Annotated in this window: 14 protein-coding genes; 7 read left to right on the forward strand and 7 right to left on the reverse strand. The window is 39.6% G+C overall.

From position 1 onward, the window contains the following. Window positions 1-184 precede the first annotated feature (184 nt). Entirely contained in the window at window positions 185-826 is a 642-nt protein-coding gene (locus tag A9970_RS04455; protein ID WP_145329154.1) for a peptidylprolyl isomerase, read from the forward strand. Window positions 827-877: 51 nt separating this feature from the next. On the opposite strand, the gene A9970_RS04460 is transcribed toward A9970_RS04455, so the two are convergent. The 4 genes from A9970_RS04460 to A9970_RS04475 all read right to left on the reverse strand — a co-directional run bounded on the left by A9970_RS04460 (window position 878) and on the right by A9970_RS04475 (window position 4,901). Continuing rightward, complete coding sequence (locus A9970_RS04460) at window positions 878-1,513, reverse strand: HdeD family acid-resistance protein (protein WP_182981463.1); 636 nt, start codon at window positions 1,511-1,513, stop codon at window positions 878-880. 99 nt (window positions 1,514-1,612) lie between these two features. Then, window positions 1,613-2,953, reverse strand: coding sequence for a TolC family protein (locus A9970_RS04465; protein ID WP_182981464.1), 1,341 nt, complete (start codon window positions 2,951-2,953; stop codon window positions 1,613-1,615). 84 nt (window positions 2,954-3,037) lie between these two features. Next, window positions 3,038-3,886, reverse strand: coding sequence for an AraC family transcriptional regulator (locus A9970_RS04470; RefSeq protein ID WP_147420975.1), 849 nt, complete (start codon window positions 3,884-3,886; stop codon window positions 3,038-3,040). A gap of 175 nt (window positions 3,887-4,061) precedes the next feature. Next, a complete protein-coding gene (locus tag A9970_RS04475) occupies window positions 4,062-4,901 on the reverse strand; it encodes an aldo/keto reductase (RefSeq protein ID WP_182981465.1) in 840 nt (279 codons plus the stop codon). 273 nt (window positions 4,902-5,174) lie between these two features. Here A9970_RS04475 and A9970_RS04480 point away from each other — a divergent pair, with 273 nt between their 5' ends. Beyond that, window positions 5,175-7,394 (forward strand): NADP-dependent isocitrate dehydrogenase, encoded by a 2,220-nt coding sequence (locus A9970_RS04480; RefSeq protein WP_182981466.1) that lies wholly within the window; start codon window positions 5,175-5,177, stop codon window positions 7,392-7,394. Between the two features lie 81 nt (window positions 7,395-7,475). On the opposite strand, the gene A9970_RS04485 is transcribed toward A9970_RS04480, so the two are convergent. Next, window positions 7,476-8,429, reverse strand: coding sequence for a glycoside hydrolase family 43 protein (locus A9970_RS04485; protein ID WP_159726893.1), 954 nt, complete (start codon window positions 8,427-8,429; stop codon window positions 7,476-7,478). A 253-nt stretch (window positions 8,430-8,682) separates the two neighbouring features. After that, entirely contained in the window at window positions 8,683-9,576 is an 894-nt protein-coding gene (locus A9970_RS04490; protein ID WP_182981467.1) for a DUF4377 domain-containing protein, read from the reverse strand. A gap of 39 nt (window positions 9,577-9,615) precedes the next feature. On the opposite strand from A9970_RS04490, the gene A9970_RS04495 reads away from it, so the two are divergent. The 4 genes from A9970_RS04495 (at window position 9,616) to A9970_RS04510 (ending at window position 14,694) form a co-directional block, all read left to right on the forward strand. Continuing rightward, entirely contained in the window at window positions 9,616-10,497 is an 882-nt protein-coding gene (locus tag A9970_RS04495; protein WP_182981468.1) for a hypothetical protein, read from the forward strand. Window positions 10,498-10,687: 190 nt separating this feature from the next. Further along, window positions 10,688-11,428: an alpha/beta hydrolase family protein gene (locus A9970_RS04500; RefSeq protein WP_259655328.1), complete on the forward strand. Its 741-nt coding sequence runs from the start codon at window positions 10,688-10,690 to the stop codon at window positions 11,426-11,428. A 137-nt stretch (window positions 11,429-11,565) separates the two neighbouring features. Next, window positions 11,566-13,890, forward strand: a complete 2,325-nt coding sequence (locus tag A9970_RS04505) for a TonB-dependent receptor domain-containing protein (RefSeq protein ID WP_182981470.1) — start codon at window positions 11,566-11,568, stop codon at window positions 13,888-13,890. A gap of 6 nt (window positions 13,891-13,896) precedes the next feature. After that, window positions 13,897-14,694 carry a DUF4249 family protein gene (locus A9970_RS04510; protein ID WP_153845888.1) on the forward strand — a complete coding sequence of 266 codons (798 nt, stop codon included), beginning with the start codon at window positions 13,897-13,899 and terminating at the stop codon, window positions 14,692-14,694. Here the strand turns inward: A9970_RS04510 and A9970_RS04515 are convergent. Beyond that, entirely contained in the window at window positions 14,691-15,242 is a 552-nt protein-coding gene (locus A9970_RS04515; RefSeq protein WP_376747311.1) for a polysaccharide deacetylase family protein, read from the reverse strand. The genes A9970_RS04510 and A9970_RS04515 overlap by 4 nt on opposite strands. 114 nt (window positions 15,243-15,356) lie before the next feature. Here A9970_RS04515 and A9970_RS04520 point away from each other — a divergent pair, with 114 nt between their 5' ends. Then, window positions 15,357-16,736 carry a TolC family protein gene (locus A9970_RS04520; RefSeq protein ID WP_182981471.1) on the forward strand — a complete coding sequence of 460 codons (1,380 nt, stop codon included), beginning with the start codon at window positions 15,357-15,359 and terminating at the stop codon, window positions 16,734-16,736. Window positions 16,737-16,738 lie beyond the last annotated feature (2 nt).

Below are 16,738 nucleotides of genomic sequence, written 5' to 3' on the forward strand. Positions count from 1 at the left end.
TTATGCTTATTTGCAAGTTTTAACTAGACACTTTATATGTAATTTTTTAGTGAAGGGCAACTTTCGAAAGGATCTTATGCAGATGTCCTTCAAGCGCATTTGGAAAACTGCAGGGGAATGTCTTTTATAAATCGAAATTTAATGTATTTTTATATGAAATCTAAGAAACTGATTAATTCGTACTATGAGGAAAATTCTGACCATCCTATGCTTTCTTTTTATTGTATTGGGGAATTGTTATGCACAATCAAAACATCTGCTTTTCAAGACTGATTTTGGCGATTTTAAAGTTGTACTTTATGACTATACGCCCAATCATCGCGATTTGATGTTGCGATCCATTCGGGATACTGTGTATCAGGGAGCATTGTTTAATCGCATTATTGAAAATTTTGTTGTGCAGGGCGGAGAGCATGATATTGATATTGAAAAACGTGAGGCAGCAGATCCCCTTCATAAAAAACCACGATTGGCAGCAGAGTTCGATGACCGGGCTTTTCATAAAATGGGTGCTCTGGGGGCAGGACGGGATGGAAATCCCGCGAAAGCATCTTTTTTGAATCAGATCTATTTCGTGGTTGGAAAGAAAATCACGGCAGCTGAACTTGATAGTCTGGAATTAAAGAAAGGCATAAAATATACTGCAGCACAACGTAAGGAGTACTTAGCTCGCGGAGGACAGCCAAGACTCGATCATGATTTTACCGTTTTTGGTGAAATTTATGAAGGCTTTGATGTGATCATGAAAATAAGTCGTGTAAAAACGGATAAGCAAGATTATCCACTTCATAAAGTGCCTTTTAAGATTGTTGAAATAAGTAAATAACCTTGACCACCGAATTAATATTGATAAAAAAAGGGCTTAATTGCCCTTTTTCTATTTACGATGTTGATCAAATTCTTCTTTAAGCTTCTGATAACGCTCTTTCCAATCGTCTGGTAGCTTTTTCGGGATATCTTTGAGACTTTTCAGCTGAAATGCAAATACACAGGCTGCGAAACCAACCGTACTGATAGCCATTCCTGTCCAGATTACCAGTGAGAAACCGGCAAATAGTGGATTCCAAAGCAAGATAAAGCTGAAAATAATGCCTAAAATGGCAAATAACAAATTCCAACCCCAAGATTTACTACCGTAATTTTTGAGATCAAAGGAAAAGGACAGCAGTTGGAAGGATTTAAAAAGTGCATAAAAACCCACGATAAATGCCAAGGTGCTTGCTGATAACAGCGGATTGGCAATCAGCAATATACCGAATAGGGTATAGAGGATGCCCCCGGTGAGGTACCAGCCCCAACCATCCACTTCATCTTTATTCTGCACGGCAAAAATGATTTCCAAAATACCGGAAATAATAAATGACCATGAAAATAGAATTGCTAATGTGAGAAATGCAGCAACAGGTGTGGAAATGGTATAGAAACCCAAAAGAATTAATAGAATACCGATAATCAATGGGATATACCAGTGCTTGATGGATGTCCGGATCGTTTTAAAAAATGAATTTGCCATAATAATGAGTTAAAATATTGCAGATAAAAAAGCCCCATTAATTTCTTAACGAGGCCTTACATATATAAAACTGATTAAATTAGGCAAAAGGAAAATGTACTAGATCTTTCCAGTCTCTTTTAAAAGTTTGTAATATGCATACACGATATTGATTTCTGCATTTGTGTATTTCAATTCCGCTTCAAGTTTTGAGTTTGATGCATCCATGATATCGACGATCAACGCCAATTGGTTCAAATACTTTTTCTCAATAATACGATAGTTCTCATCTGCAAGCGCTTTATTGTACTCCAAAGTCTTACGTTGTGAGTAGGCCTCATTGTATTTAATGTATGCAGTATTAACAGCTACGCTGGTTTTTTGTTTCAGAGCGCTTGCGTATTTCTCGTTTTTTTCAATTTGTAGATCATTTAGTTTAAGCTTTTTTCCTGTTGTGTAGACTGATGAAATCGTATAGCTTAGCGAGATACCCGTATTCCAGGTATTCATGTATTTGTCGATCACCGGCATCACATTGGTGATGGGTTTCACAAGATTGTTTCCCGCGAATATGCTTAGGGCAGGGGATCGTTCTGATTTTGTAATAGCCTTTTCTGTCAGCAAAAGCTCGGTCTCTTTGGCCGCAAGTTGAAGGCCCGGGCTGTATACATAAGCATCTTGTTTCAAGCTCGCGAGGTCTGCCAGCTGAAAGCTGCTATCTAATAGTTTATCATCCGGCTCAATTACTGTGCCCTCCTGTAGTCCTAACGCGACTATAAGCTCGTCATTCAGGATCTTCCGATTGTTTTGAATGACCTCTTTCGCTAGTTCCAATTCGGATATTTGTAATTGGTTTCGGATGACATCATTTTTAGTGATCATGCCCTGTTTATATAATTTTTCCGTCAGGTCTAGCCTTTTGTGGGCAAGCTCAATATTTTGATTATAGACAGCTTCTTGATTTTTCAGTTTAAATAGATCAAGGTAATAGCCTAAAACCAAAATTTTAATGTTCTGTTCTTCATTCTTATGATCTAATTCAGCCAGCTCCTCACCCAAGGAAGAGGCCTTGATGCTATTTTTTACCACACCTCCTTTCCAGATAAGTTCTTTCGCCTCCAAAGCATAATTATTGCCGAAATGGGGTAGAGGCACCTTTTCCGATCCTGATAAGTCTTTGTCGATCAACGCAGCATCGCCGAGGTAAAAGGCAGATGCCGAAGCGCTGATTTCGGGAAGCCTTCTTAATTTTGCAACTTCAGTTTTTTGTTGGGCGATACTTACAGCTGATGCCGAAACGATAAGATTTGGGTGGTTATGGATAGCAAGTTCGAACAGTTTTTCAATTGTTATTTTCTGGCTGTTTATGCTGTCTTGACCGTATGTTTGATTGCAAAAGAATGTAAAGAAGCATAACGTCAAGTAAAAACCTATTTTTCGGGCTCTTGACTTCGTATTCATGGTATTTAACTTTGTTTATATATGTGATACAAAGTTAGTATGCCTTGGGGGGACAAGAAATGTTTGATTCCTGCTTTATGATGTTCAATTGGTAACAAGATTGGCTTGCTGTTCACGAAATAGCTTGGGTGTTATCCCGACATGTTTTTTGAAAAACTTGCTAAAAGCATATTGATCTGAAAAATTAAATTCCTGTGAGATTTGATTGATTGTTTTGGTAGAAATGGTGAGTTGCGCTCTAGCTTCTGTGACTAGCCAGTTACTAATAATTTCAGAGGGCGATTCTTTTGTAATCTCCTTGACGCTGATCGACAGGTATTTGATGGAGATGTTGAGGCGGTCGGCGTAGAATGCTAGATCGCGCTGTTCTTTGTAATGATCGGCTATAAGCTGTAAAAAATGAACGGTAATTTCTTCTTTTCTTTTGTTGTGTGTCTTTCCGGAGCTTTCGCCGGCGGTATAGATCACATCGGCCAAAAGGTAAATAATCGCCATAAAAATATTGATATTGGCTTTTTGGAGGAAATCCTTCTTCGGATCGATCGGTTTTTTACGGTTGCTATGCAAAGTGCATAACAATGTCCAGATAGCTTCAAAATCGTTGGGGGCGGGAGTAAAAGGTGTGGAACGATTGGCATTGATTAACCGATACGCATCGTATCGACTGATCGACAATCGTATTCGGTTGGAAAAATTCCGGTCATAATGAAGTATTTTAAATATAGCATCGGTACTAATTGCCGTAAAGCTGTAGTACTTATTGTATCCGATAAAGAGGATATTGCCAGCCTGGAGGTCGGTGGGCGTACCATTGCTATTGACCTGAATAGAGCCTCTATACAGCAGGATACAAGTCGTCCATAAGGGGTGATAGTAGTAGTCTTCTCCCTGCGCAGGAAGTTCCGATTGATCTATAAGTTCTATTTCATTCATTTTTTCAATAAAAAAGTAAGGAATAGCGTAGGCAACTTAACCGCTATAATAGCAAAAAATTGTTATAAACTGTTTAGGAAAAAGGGACAATCAGTTTCTTTTGTGCTGGAAGCTCTGCAATATATGATTTATGGAGCAGCCTTAGAGCGACTCCATAAATTTTGTATTACCGCTCTTAAAAAGCGACTTTTTTAGGGTCCGATCCGGAAAACCCCATTTCAGGTAAATCGAGGATAGTTTTGATATCGCTTACTGTCAGCTCAAAATCGTCGATAGCTAAATTTCTTTTTATATTATCGGGATTGGTTGATTTTGGCAACGGCAAGATGCCTTGAGATAAGGCAAATTTGATACAGAGTTGTCCAACACTTGTATTCTTTTCCTTAGCCAGTGCAACGAGTGTTTCATCCCGCAATATTCTGCCCGAACCCAGCGGTGACCAAGCCTGAACAAGGATGTCATTGGATTGGCAGAGCGCCACGGTATCTTTCTGAAGATAACCCGGATGAAATTCAATTTGGTTCACGGCAGGTATGATTGTCGCTGACTCCAATAATTTGGCGAGGTAGTCTTTTGGGAAATTACTCACACCAATCGCTTTTATTTTTCCCTGTTGATAAAGATGCTCAAAAGCTCGCCAGGTGTCCGCGTTGATGTCAGCCCAGTTTACAAATTGTGTTTCATTGGCTGGCCAGTGAATCAGGTAAAGATCGAGATAGTCCAATTGTAGATCGCTGAGTGATTGTTCAAATGCAGCAATAGTCTTATCGTATCCACGTTCGGTATTCCAGAGTTTTGTTGTAATAAACAGTGAATTACGATCTATACCACTGTCTTTTATAGCCTTTCCAACACTCTTTTCGTTTCCATATATAGCTGCGGTGTCAATATGTGTGTATCCAGCGGCAAGAGCTTCTTTAACTACCTGATAAGCTTCTTCGCCCTCGGGAATTTGCCAAGTTCCAAATCCAATTGCCGGAATTTCAACTCCATTGTTCAATTTGAATGTTTTCATTGTCAGTTGTGTTTTTTAATTTGAGCTAAAATAGGATTTCGCCTGTAGTATCCCGTCACTGAAATGTCAAGAGGGATACTTTTGGGTGGAGGTGAAGCGACTTATTCTATATTGCCAAAATATATTTATTTTCACAATTTTATTGTCAAAAGGGGTGGAATTCCTCGTTAATTATGGCATTAATTCTTATCTTTAGGCGAATTTTTGAGAAATTCAGATTTTTCAATGATTTCACATAGCATTAAAAATTAAACATATTTCTAATAGATTACTATGTCAAACAAATCAAAAATTGTTTGGACAAAAACAGATGAAGCTCCTTTATTAGCGACTTATTCGTTTTTGCCTATCGTTCAAGCGATTACAGCTACAGCTGGTATCGATGTTGAATTGAGAGATATCTCTTTAGCAGGCCGTATTCTTGCTAGCTTTCCAGAATTTTTAAAAGAAGATCAAAAAATTGCTGATGCATTGGCTGAGTTGGGTCAGTTGGCAACCACTCCTGAAGCAAACATCATTAAATTACCGAATATCTCCGCATCAATTCCGCAATTAAAAGGTGCTATCGCTGAATTACAGCAAGCAGGATACGCTGTTCCGAACTATCCTGATGAAGCGACCACAGATGAAGAAAAGTCAGCCAAAGCTAAGTATGCAAAGGTATTGGGTTCTGCTGTAAATCCTGTATTACGTGAAGGAAACTCAGATCGCCGTGCACCTAAAGCGGTTAAGAATTATGCAAAAGCAAATCCACATAAAATGGGTGCTTGGGCGAAAGATTCCAAAACAAAGGTGTCATCCATGACTTCAGGTGATTTCTACGGTTCAGAGCAGTCGGTAACCGTTGAAAATGAAGGCCAATTCAAAATTGAGTTTGTTGATGAGCAAGGTGCAGTAACAGAATTAAAAGGACTTTCTGCATTGAAAGCGGGTGAAGTTATTGATTCTTCAACGTTGAGCTTAACTGCATTGAAAGCTTTTGTAGCTGATGCTATCGCTGAAGCGAAAGCCGCAGGGGTATTGTTGTCTGCACATTTAAAGGCAACAATGATGAAAGTTTCTGATCCGATTATATTTGGTGCTGTTGTTGAAACTTATTTTGCAGATGTTTTTGCGCAATATGGCGATTTGTTCAAAGAACTGGGTATCAATAAAAATAACGGTTTAGGCGAGGTTTATGCTAAAATCGCAGGTCATGCAAAAGAGGCTGAAGTGAAAGCTGCTATCGACGCTGCTATCGCAAATGGTCCTGCTTTAGCGATGGTAAATTCGGATAAAGGCATTACAAATTTCCACGTACCTTCTGATGTAATTATTGACGCTTCTATGCCAGCAATGATCCGTATCGGTGGTAAGATGTGGAATAAAGACGGTCAAGAAGAAGATACGATTGCTATGGTTCCTGATCGTTGTTACGCTGGCGTTTACGAAGCGACAATTGAAGACTGTAAGGAGCATGGTGCCTTAGATCCAAAAACAATGGGTTCTGTGCCAAATGTAGGTTTGATGGCGCAAAAAGCTGAGGAATACGGATCCCATGATAAAACTTTTCAAGCTGCAGGAAACGGCGTTATCCGCGTGGTGGATGCGGAAGGAAATGTTTTCATGGAGCAAAAAGTGGAGACAGGAGATATCTTCCGTATGTGTCAAACGAAAGATGCTCCAATTCAAGACTGGGTGAAATTGGCTGTAAATCGTGCTCGTTTATCTGAGACACCAGCTGTATTCTGGTTGGATGAAAACCGTGCACATGATAGAGAAATCATCAAAAAAGTAGAAAAATACTTACCAAACTTTGATACAACTGGTTTGGATATTCGTATTTTATCTCCGATTGATGCGACGAAATTCTCTTTGGAACGTATTCGTAAGGGCGAAGATACTATTTCAGTGACTGGTAACGTATTGCGTGATTATTTGACGGATTTATTCCCGATCTTAGAAGTGGGTACATCAGCTAAAATGTTGTCGATCGTTCCATTGATGAATGGTGGTGGTTTATTTGAAACAGGTGCTGGTGGTTCGGCTCCGAAACACGTCGAACAATTCCTTCAAGAAGGTTACTTGCGTTGGGATTCATTAGGTGAATTCTTGGCGCTTGGTGCTTCTTTGGAACACTTGTCTCAAACACAAAATAATCCAAAAGCGCTGGTATTGGCGGAGACATTGGATGAAGCAACGGAGAAATTCTTGGCGAACGACAAATCTCCAGCACGTAGAGTTGGTCAGATTGATAACCGTGGATCGCATTTCTACTTGACATTATACTGGGCGCAGGCTTTGGCAGCACAAGCAAAAGATGCTGAATTAGCTGAGAAATTTGCGACCGTTGCAAACGTGTTAACAGAAAATGAAGCGAAAATCAATGAAGAATTGATCGCGGCTCAGGGGCATGCACAAAACATCGGTGGTTACTATTTCCCGAATGATGGATTGGCAGCTAAGGCAATGCGTCCGTCTGAAACATTGAATAATGTAATATCTAGTATTTAAGCGGTAATCGTTTTCATATAAAAAGAAGCCCAGTTCAATTGATCTGGGCTTTTTTGTTGTTTGCGAAAAGAAGTAATTCTGCTATTTTAATGGATATTTGACACCCGTAAAGGTCATCTTAACAGGTATGATATGTCCATTTTTGTCAAATTTCATTTCTTCGATACAGGTTACCCGCTCATTGGCTCCATCTTTGCCAAGCGGTCTACGGTGATAGACAATAAAATATTTGTCCTTGTTGGGGACTTTGATGACGGAATGATGCCCGGCGCCAACAGCGACTTCAGGATCCCGTTCCAATATTGTTCCGATGCGTTCAAAAGGGCCAAAGGGTGAGTCGGCGATGGCATAAGCGACTTTGTAGTCGGGGCCTGTCCAACCGCCTTCCGACCACATGAAATAATATTTTCCATCTTTTATAAACATAAATGGTCCTTCGACGTAATCCTTAGGGGTGATTTCCTTGTAAAAGGTACCGTCATCAAAAGGGAGCAAGCCTGTGAAATCTGGTTTGAGTTTGACCATATTGCAGTGCTTCCAACCACCGTAATACATGTAGAAAGTGCCGTCTTTATCTTTGAAAACAAACTGATCTATCGGCTGAGCGCCATTGATAATATCGTTGATTAATGGTTTGCCCAATAGGTCGGTATAAGGGCCTTCTGGCTTGTCAGCCACAGCGACCCCAATGCCTCCGATCTCTCCCTGATGCACATCATTGGCTCCGAAAAACAGATAATATTTGCCCTTATTTTCCAATACCGCAGGTGCCCACATGGCTTTTTTCGCCCATTTAACGTTGCTGTTCTCCAAGATACGGCTATGTTTTGTCCAGGTGGCCAAATCGGAAGATGAAAACGCGTCAAAGAATATCTGCTCTTCATAAGGCGCTGAATAGGTTGGGAATATCCAGTATTTATTGCCATAGATAATACCTTCAGGATCAGCGTAGTTTCCCGTGATAACAGGATTCTTCTGGGCAAAAAGTGTCGCAGTTAAAAGTAAGGTTGTTGATGTTAAAAATGTTTTAATCATTATGTCGGTTTAAACTTGTAAGGTACGGGATAGATTTGATTGGGATATGTCTAAATGGATCATTTATATGCCCATTTGTCTCATTGTTTTTTGAAATGTTAAAATTTTGTTAAAATCTTATTATGCTTTCGATTGTTTCCGATTTATTTCACACATTTGTTTATGTCATTTCCAAATGGCATAAATACTTTTCATAAAATAGGTTAATAATATGGCTAAGATACCCAGAGTCTCCCAGACTTTGGGTGTTTTTTTATTCTCGCTCCAACCCAAAAATCATCACTAGTTTTCTGTCGTTATATAAATTTAAGGTTTGTTCGGCTATGTCAAATTGAATTTGTTTTTGTTCAAAAATTTGAAAAAAGTCATTTTCGATATTTATGCCATTGCAGGCGCGCATGGTGCTTGCCAAGTGCAGAAAGCTTATTTTGCCGTCTTTAATGGCGAAATTTCCCCAAAAATTGTTGCATCCCGTTGTGCCGGTAATCGTGCTATTTCTGGCATCGAACCCGATACTTGCTTTGCTGGAGCTGACATCCTTTCCATTTAACTGAAGCAGATTCCATTTAAAACGAGCAAGAAATGCGGCCACACTGGGCAGTTCGTTTGCACGTTCTTTCGACAGGACTTCAATTAAACTATAACTGACGGAGTCTGTATCTTTTTGTTTCGTTTGTTTTACCCGAATGCGGTAACGGTAACCCTCCTGGTAATCGAAACCTTGAATTGTTGAAGTGAGGTATTCCCATTTATTCCTTTTATCAGATTTTACCTGCAGACATTTCAGTTTGCCAAGGCTCTGGGCATTCACGTAGTTTTCTCCAACTTCCCATGTGGCCACTGCTGTATTTTCCGATAGTGATTTTGTAAGTGTTTTGGCTAAGGTGTATGTCGAACGTGAACCGTTTTGACGTTTGAGGATCTTGATGTCGTATTCAAATTTGGGGTCATAATCAAATTGCAAGATTTCAGCATAGAATTTCTCCCAATCTTTGCTGTTGTAGTACTTGACAAGATAGGGTGGTGTTTGCCGAAGACCTGATTTTACTTTTACGCGAAATGAAGAGCTCTGGGCAAGTAAGCTGTGAGAGGGGAATAAGAGTGTTAAAAAAAGGAGTAATGAACTGTATGTGGAAGGCTTCTTCATAATTAGAATGTAAATATCAATAAAAACGTATCTTTAAACATGAATATTGCACGAGTGAACCTTTGCCTGCTGCTTGTATTTTCTCTGTTAAGTCTGCAGGTTTACGGCCAAAATAGGAAGGATTATTTTAAAACGCAAATTGCTCTCGGGGAATTGACGGATCCACAACTGGAAGAGGTGTCTGGCATTACACCGGCTTATCTGGAGGGCAATTTTTGGGTGCATAATGATAGTGGTGATGGTGCAACGATTTATTTAATCGATCATCAGGCCAAACTACTGAAAAAATTTTCACTTGAGGGTGTATCGGTAGTCGACTGTGAGGATATCGATCGGGTGAAAATTGGGGACACTTATTTTCTCGTCCTTGCGGACATTGGAAACAACGCCGGGAAAAGAACCTGGACATGCCTGTATGTATTTCCTGAGCCTCAGGCTGATGATGCTGGGCTTATTCCGAAGAAGTCAATTCGGGCTATCTTTCTTAAATTTCCGGGCCAGCAACGTTTGGATGCCGAATCGATTATGATTGATCCAATAGACAAAATGTTGTATGTAATATCTAAACGTGAATTTCGATCGACTGTTTATTCCGCAGCGGTATTTACAAATTCTAAACAGCAGTATTTTACCTTAAATAGCGTAGCGGAGCTGCCATTTACTTTTGCTACTGCTGCCGCTATAGATCCGACCGGTACACAGTTGCTTGTAAAGAATATTACCCATATTTTCTATTGGCAGAGGAACCGAAGTGAATCCTGGAAACAGGTATTCCAACAAAAGCCAGCTATTCTGCCTTATCAGGTGGAGCCGCAGGGGGAAGCGATAGCTTTCGATAGCAAGGGAAATGGATTTTATACAATTAGCGAGCGTCCATTTGGTTTAAAATCCTATCTTTATTTTTTTGAAAGAAATCAATAAATTTATGATAAACACTAGACCTATTTTCAGTTATTCGGTGCATAATTTTCATCAAACCGAGCCTATCAAAAACTGCCTATTTTGTTCAAGAGGAATTAGGCTTATGTTAATTGCCTTCGTTTTATTTTTATGTACTTTCACGAACGCCTTTGCTGCCAAAGTGGATACTCTGTCCATTCAGAGCCCATCCATGGGTAAAGCAATTAAGACTGTCGTAATTCTTCCTCAAAATTACTCGAACAAAATCAGTTATCCGGTCCTTTACCTGTTGCATGGTTATTCCGGTAATTATAGCAATTGGGTTAAAAATTCAAGTGTGAGCGCATTGGCGGATCAGTACGGTTATATGGTCGTTTGTCCCGATGGTGGTTTTGGAAGCTGGTACTGGGATGTCGCGAATGATAAAAACTACCAATATGAAACTTTTGTGTCCAAAGAGCTGATTGATTATATGGATCAGCATTATTCGACGATCAAAGATCGGAGCGGAAGGGCAATTACGGGATTAAGTATGGGTGGGCATGGTGCGCTGTCGCTGGCCATAAAACATCAGGATAGCTATGGCGCTGCAGGAAGTACAGCTGGTGGGGTAGATTTTAGACCTTTTCCCTTAAACTGGGAAATTAAAGATCGCATTGGGAATTATGCTGATGTACCGCAAGAATGGGATAATCGTGTTGTTATTAATATGGTTCCCAAATTAGTCAATAATAAACTTCGCCTAATCATTGATTGCGGTAAGGAAGATTTTTTCTACACCGTGAATGTTGCACTGCACGATAAATTAATGTACCATAATATAAATCATACCTTTGTTACAAGTGAAGGTGGACACAATTGGGAGTACTGGTCTCGGTCAATTGTTTATCAAATGGCTTTTTTTAAGGGATATTTTGATCAAGCGAAGAAAAGTGAAAAGAAAAATGGATAAATATTTGGCATAAATGAATAAAATGCTATTTTTGTTAAACAGAGACCTTAACTAACAAATTATAAACTTATTATTAAGCCTTACAAATTGTAAGGCTTTTTTATTATTTTCAGCAAAATTTTTGACTTCACTTGATTATGTTTAAACCTATAAAGGTTGTATTTTGTTTTTCTTCCATTTTGTTCTGCGCGCAGCAAGCGTATAGTCAACAGTCTAAATCTATTTCTGGGTTTGTTAGGGACAGTATCAGCGGTGAGAATATCATTGGCGCCGTCATACGAAACGATACAGAGAAAAAATCCACCGCTTCAAATAAATATGGTTTTTTTAGTTTGTCTGTCCGTGATGCCGGCAAAGGGATGGAAGTATCATCTGTAGGCTATCGAACGAAAGCATTCTCTGTCCACCTTGACAAGGACTCCACTTATATTATTCAGTTGGTACCTGAGGAAAATCAGCTCGCTGAGGTTACCGTAACCGGAAATAGGCGCAAATCAATAAAGGATCTAACCCCTGGGCTGACACAATTTAGCCCTAAGGAAATCGAAAAAGTCCCCGTACTATTTGGAGAAAAGGATATTCTCAAGACCATTCAGCTATTTCCGGGAGTAACCAGCGGGGGGGAAGGAAGCAGCAATTTTTATGTGCGTGGCGGCGGTGGCGACCAAAATCTGATTTTGCTGGATGAGGCTCCTGTCTATAACAGTTCCCATTTGTTCGGTTTTTTCTCGACCTTTAATTCCGATGCGATCAAAGACGTGAATTTCTATAAGGGAGGTGTTCCAGCCCAATATGGAGGCAAAATATCATCGGTGATGGAAATTACCACCTTGGATGGAAACAACCAGCATTTCAATGTAGAAGGTGGCTTGGGTCTTATTGCTTCGCGTCTTAAATTGGAAGGGCCGATTCAAAAAGGCAAGAGCTCATTTATGATCTCCGGTAGACGTACCTATGCCGATCTTTTCTTAAAGCTTTCAAGTGATGAGAATATTAAGAAGAGCGCGCTCTTTTTTTATGACCTCAATGCAAAATTAAATTATCGTATCAATGATAAGAATACACTTTACTTGTCTGGATATTTCGGCAAGGATGCGATGGCTTATCATGATTTGTTTGATTTCAATTGGGGAAATGCGACTGGAACGATGCGCTGGAACCATGTGTGGAGCAATAGGTTGTTTAGCAATACTACGCTTATTTTTAGCAAATTCAATTATCAGGTTAAGATTGAGGATGATAACAACTTTAAAATCCGTTCAGACATCTTTAATTATAATTTTAAACAAGATTTTCAATACAATCTTTCGGACCGTCACAATCTAAAATTTGGATTACAGGCAGCCTTGCAGGAAATCCGACCGGCAAGTATCGAAGCGGGAGAAGATTCGAAGGTGAATTCATTGCAAATCCAACATCGCAAGGGTGCTGATGTTGCTGCTTATCTGACCGATGACTGGTCTATTAATGATCGTTTAAAATTAAACTATGGATTGAGGGCATCTGCTTACGCAACATTAGGGCCAGGGACATTTTATACTTTCGATCCTGCAGGTGAGGCCATAGATTCTACCTATGTGGGAAATGGCAAGTTGGGTAAAAAGTACTTCTATCTGGAACCTCGCGTTTCCTTAAACTACGCTATCAATGATTTAACGACGTTAAAGGCTTCTTTTAATACCAATGTTCAGTACCTGCATCAATTGAGCAATACAACCAGTAGTCTTCCTACAGATCAATATGTGCTGAGCAATAATACGATTAAGCCCCAGCTATCCAATCAGTATTCGCTGGGTTACTTTCGAAATTTTGCATCCAACAGATATGAATTTTCCGTCGAAGGTTATTATCGAGATTTAAAGAACCAGATTGACTATAGGAATGGCGCCGATCTACAGGCAAATGAATTGCTGGAAGGAGAATTGCTGTTTGGAAAAGGTAGAGCTTACGGCATTGAATGGTTTCTGAAAAAGAGACTGGGACGATTTAGCGGCTGGCTGAGTTATACCTTATCCAAAAGTGAGCGCCAATTTGAACAAATCAATGATGGTCAGTGGTTTCGTGCACGGCAGGATAAAACGCATAATATAGCCATCGTGGCGCAGTATCAATTAAATCCGAAGTGGAATTTAAGTGCCAATTTCGTCTACTATACAGGAGACGCTGTAACGATGCCTGCGGGGAAATATTTTGTTGATGATCGTACGATCTTCTATTACGATAAAAGAAATGGGCAGCGGATGCCTGCTTATCACCGCCTGGATTTGGCAGCAACTTATGATATTAAGCGGACAAAGAATAGCTACTCGAGCTTGTCGTTTGGTCTCTATAATGCCTATAATCGAAAAAATGCTTATTTGATCGACTTTAGAGAAAAAGAAGGACAATCCAACGTCACCGAGATTTATCGGATAGCATTATTTGGGACGATACCATCGATTACTTGGAATTTTAAATTTTAGCAAAGAATGAAGAAGATATTAGGAGTTATAGCTGTTGCATTATTTACTTTAGGGGGCTGCGAGGACAAAATAGATTTGGAACTGCCCGAAAATACAGGTCAATTGGTTATTACCGCAGATTTGATGGTTTCGGATCAACAACATGAGATTAGTATACAGAAGGTTGTGAGCATAAAAGACTCTCTATTTTCTCCGATAACAGATGCGGAGGTGAGCGTTAAGAATATGCAAAATAATCGCACTTATACGTTTCAAGCAGGGGCTGATGGGGTGTATACCAATAAGACATTACGGTTACAGGAGAAGGTCACTTACCAGTTACAGGTAAAGACCGCTGATGGAAGGGAGATCCAAGGGGTATCAACGGTTCCCAGCTATGTGGATGTGGATTCTATAGGGCTTTCAGAGCGAATTATTTTTACTGACACGATTTACTACCCGACTCTCGTATTTATCGATCCACCGGAAAAAGGCAACTATTATAAGTATAAAATGTCAGTCAATGGGGGTAAACTACGTTTTATTGATGTCTTTAACGATAAGTATAACAATGGCTTAGAGGTGCAGCATGATATTGTCGACCGCGATAGAGATTTGAAAGTAGGTGATCGCGTGCGTATCCTACGTCAATGTATCGATGTAGGGGCGTACAATTACTGGAATAGTTTTCAAATGATTAATCCCGGTTCGGCTTCACCGTCTAATCCGATTTCAAATTTAAGCAACAATGCACTGGGGTATTTCAGTGCTAGTGTAGGCAAATATTACGAATCTGAGGTAACGTTTGCTAGAAGTAAACCTTAATCTATTCTCGAAAGCTGATAGTGATTTTTTAATAAAAACTCTATTGTTTTAGGTAGAACATATTCGACACGAGGAATGGCTTTGATATTATCATGAAAAATAATAACAGAGCCATTTTTAATGTTGGGCAGAACGTTTTCCAGGCATTTCTGGGGACTTAAATTCGGATCAAAATCACCCGACATAATATCCCACATGATCACTCGGTATTTTTTATAGAGTTGACGGAGTTGGGATTTTGTTGCTCGGGCATAAGGCGGACGAAAAAGATCGGTTTGGGTCAGTTCCTGGCATTTCGCAACATTTGCCAAATACTGCTCATCATTTGTTTCCCAGCCTTTGAGGTGGTTGTAGGTATGGTTGCCCACCTGATGCCCTTCATCTAAAATTCGTTGAAACAAATGTGGATTTTTTTTAATATTTTCACCAACACAAAAAAATGTTGCCTTTGCCTGATATTTTTTTAGGATATCGAGTATAAAAGGTGTAATTTCAGGAATTGGACCATCGTCAAAAGTAAGATAGACTTTTTTTTCATGACGTGGCATATTCCATATTGATTTGGGATATAGCCATCTAAGGAAAAATGGAGATTTGACAAAATACATAACCGATAAATGAAGTTCAAATCTAAAAAAAAATGTATGGTTCTACATATGGACATGAAAAGATTTTATTATTCTGCAGTAGTATTTACTGGGTTATTTTTAGGAACTAATGATTTGGTTCAAGCCCAACAGGTTGTGGGGGTGGCAGAAGCCATTCGTATAACATTGGAACGGAACGTACAAATAAAACAAGCGGCGCTGAACAAAGATCTTGCCGAGCAGGACTTGTTTCAGGCAAAAAGTAATTTATTGCCAAACCTGAGTGCTAGCGTGGATCAAAATTTTCGTTATGGCTTTGGCTTCGATTTAACTTCCGGACGAATCGTCAATAACACCTGGACAAAAGGAACCAGTGGCTCGGTTGGATCGAGTGTCAATTTATTTCAGGGCTTTCAACAGATCAATCAGATCAAAGCGAATAAATTGCAACTGGAGTCTACGGCGACTCAGGTGGATAAGATCAAGAATGACCTTGTGCTCAATGTGTTGGTTAATTATTTGGAAGCTATTACCAATCATGAGATGATGGTTGCGAGTGAAGACCAGATCGCTTTGTCGAAACAGCAATTTTCATTGGACTCCATCCAGTTTGCAGTTGGTAATAAAACGATTGCCGATCTTGCCAAATCAAAAAATCAGGTTGCTACAAATGAATTGAACAAAGTTAATTTAAAAAATTCATACGAAATGTCTTTGTTGACCTTGAAGCAGTTGATGGAAATGCCTCCTGAAACGCCTATTTCCTTGGAGCGCCCAAGCTTGGAATCTATATTGGTTCATGCAGTGGATAAAAATGCGGTGGATGTTTACCAGAAAGCGCTCACATTGCAGCCTGATATTCACAAATCTGCATTGGATAAAGAGGTCGCATTGAAACAAATCGATATTGCAAAGGGGGGCTATTATCCCACACTCAATTTGAATGTGAATTATGGAACGAATTACTCGTCTGCAACAACAAGGCAAACAGATCCATTGGATCCTGCGACCCTTTTTAGGGTGCCTTTTGGCCAGCAGATATCGGATAATAAGTCTTTTTTTACCGGTTTATCTCTTGCTATTCCAATTTTTTCAAGAAATCAGAATAAAGTAAATGTGGCAAAGGCAAAGATCGGTTTGAAACAGGCTGAAGCCTCCGAGCAATTGGCAAAAAATAACTTAAACAAGGCCGTTAATCAGGCTGTATTGGACGTGAATGCGGCCAAACAACGCTATAGCTCGGCTACCGTAGCATTTGAAAGTGCTGAAACAGCATTTAAGGCGACAAAAGAGCGTTACGATATTGGTATGGCGAATTCATTGGAGCTGTTTACTGCTCAAACGGAACGAAATAAGGCCGAATTTGACCTTATTCAAGCAAAATATAATGTAATATTCAGATCAAAGATCATCGATTATTACCTCGGAAATCCAATTCAATTCGATAACAATTAACC

The sequence above is a fragment of the Sphingobacterium sp. UME9 genome (assembly GCF_014170215.1).
Taxonomy (GTDB): domain Bacteria; phylum Bacteroidota; class Bacteroidia; order Sphingobacteriales; family Sphingobacteriaceae; genus Sphingobacterium; species Sphingobacterium paramultivorum.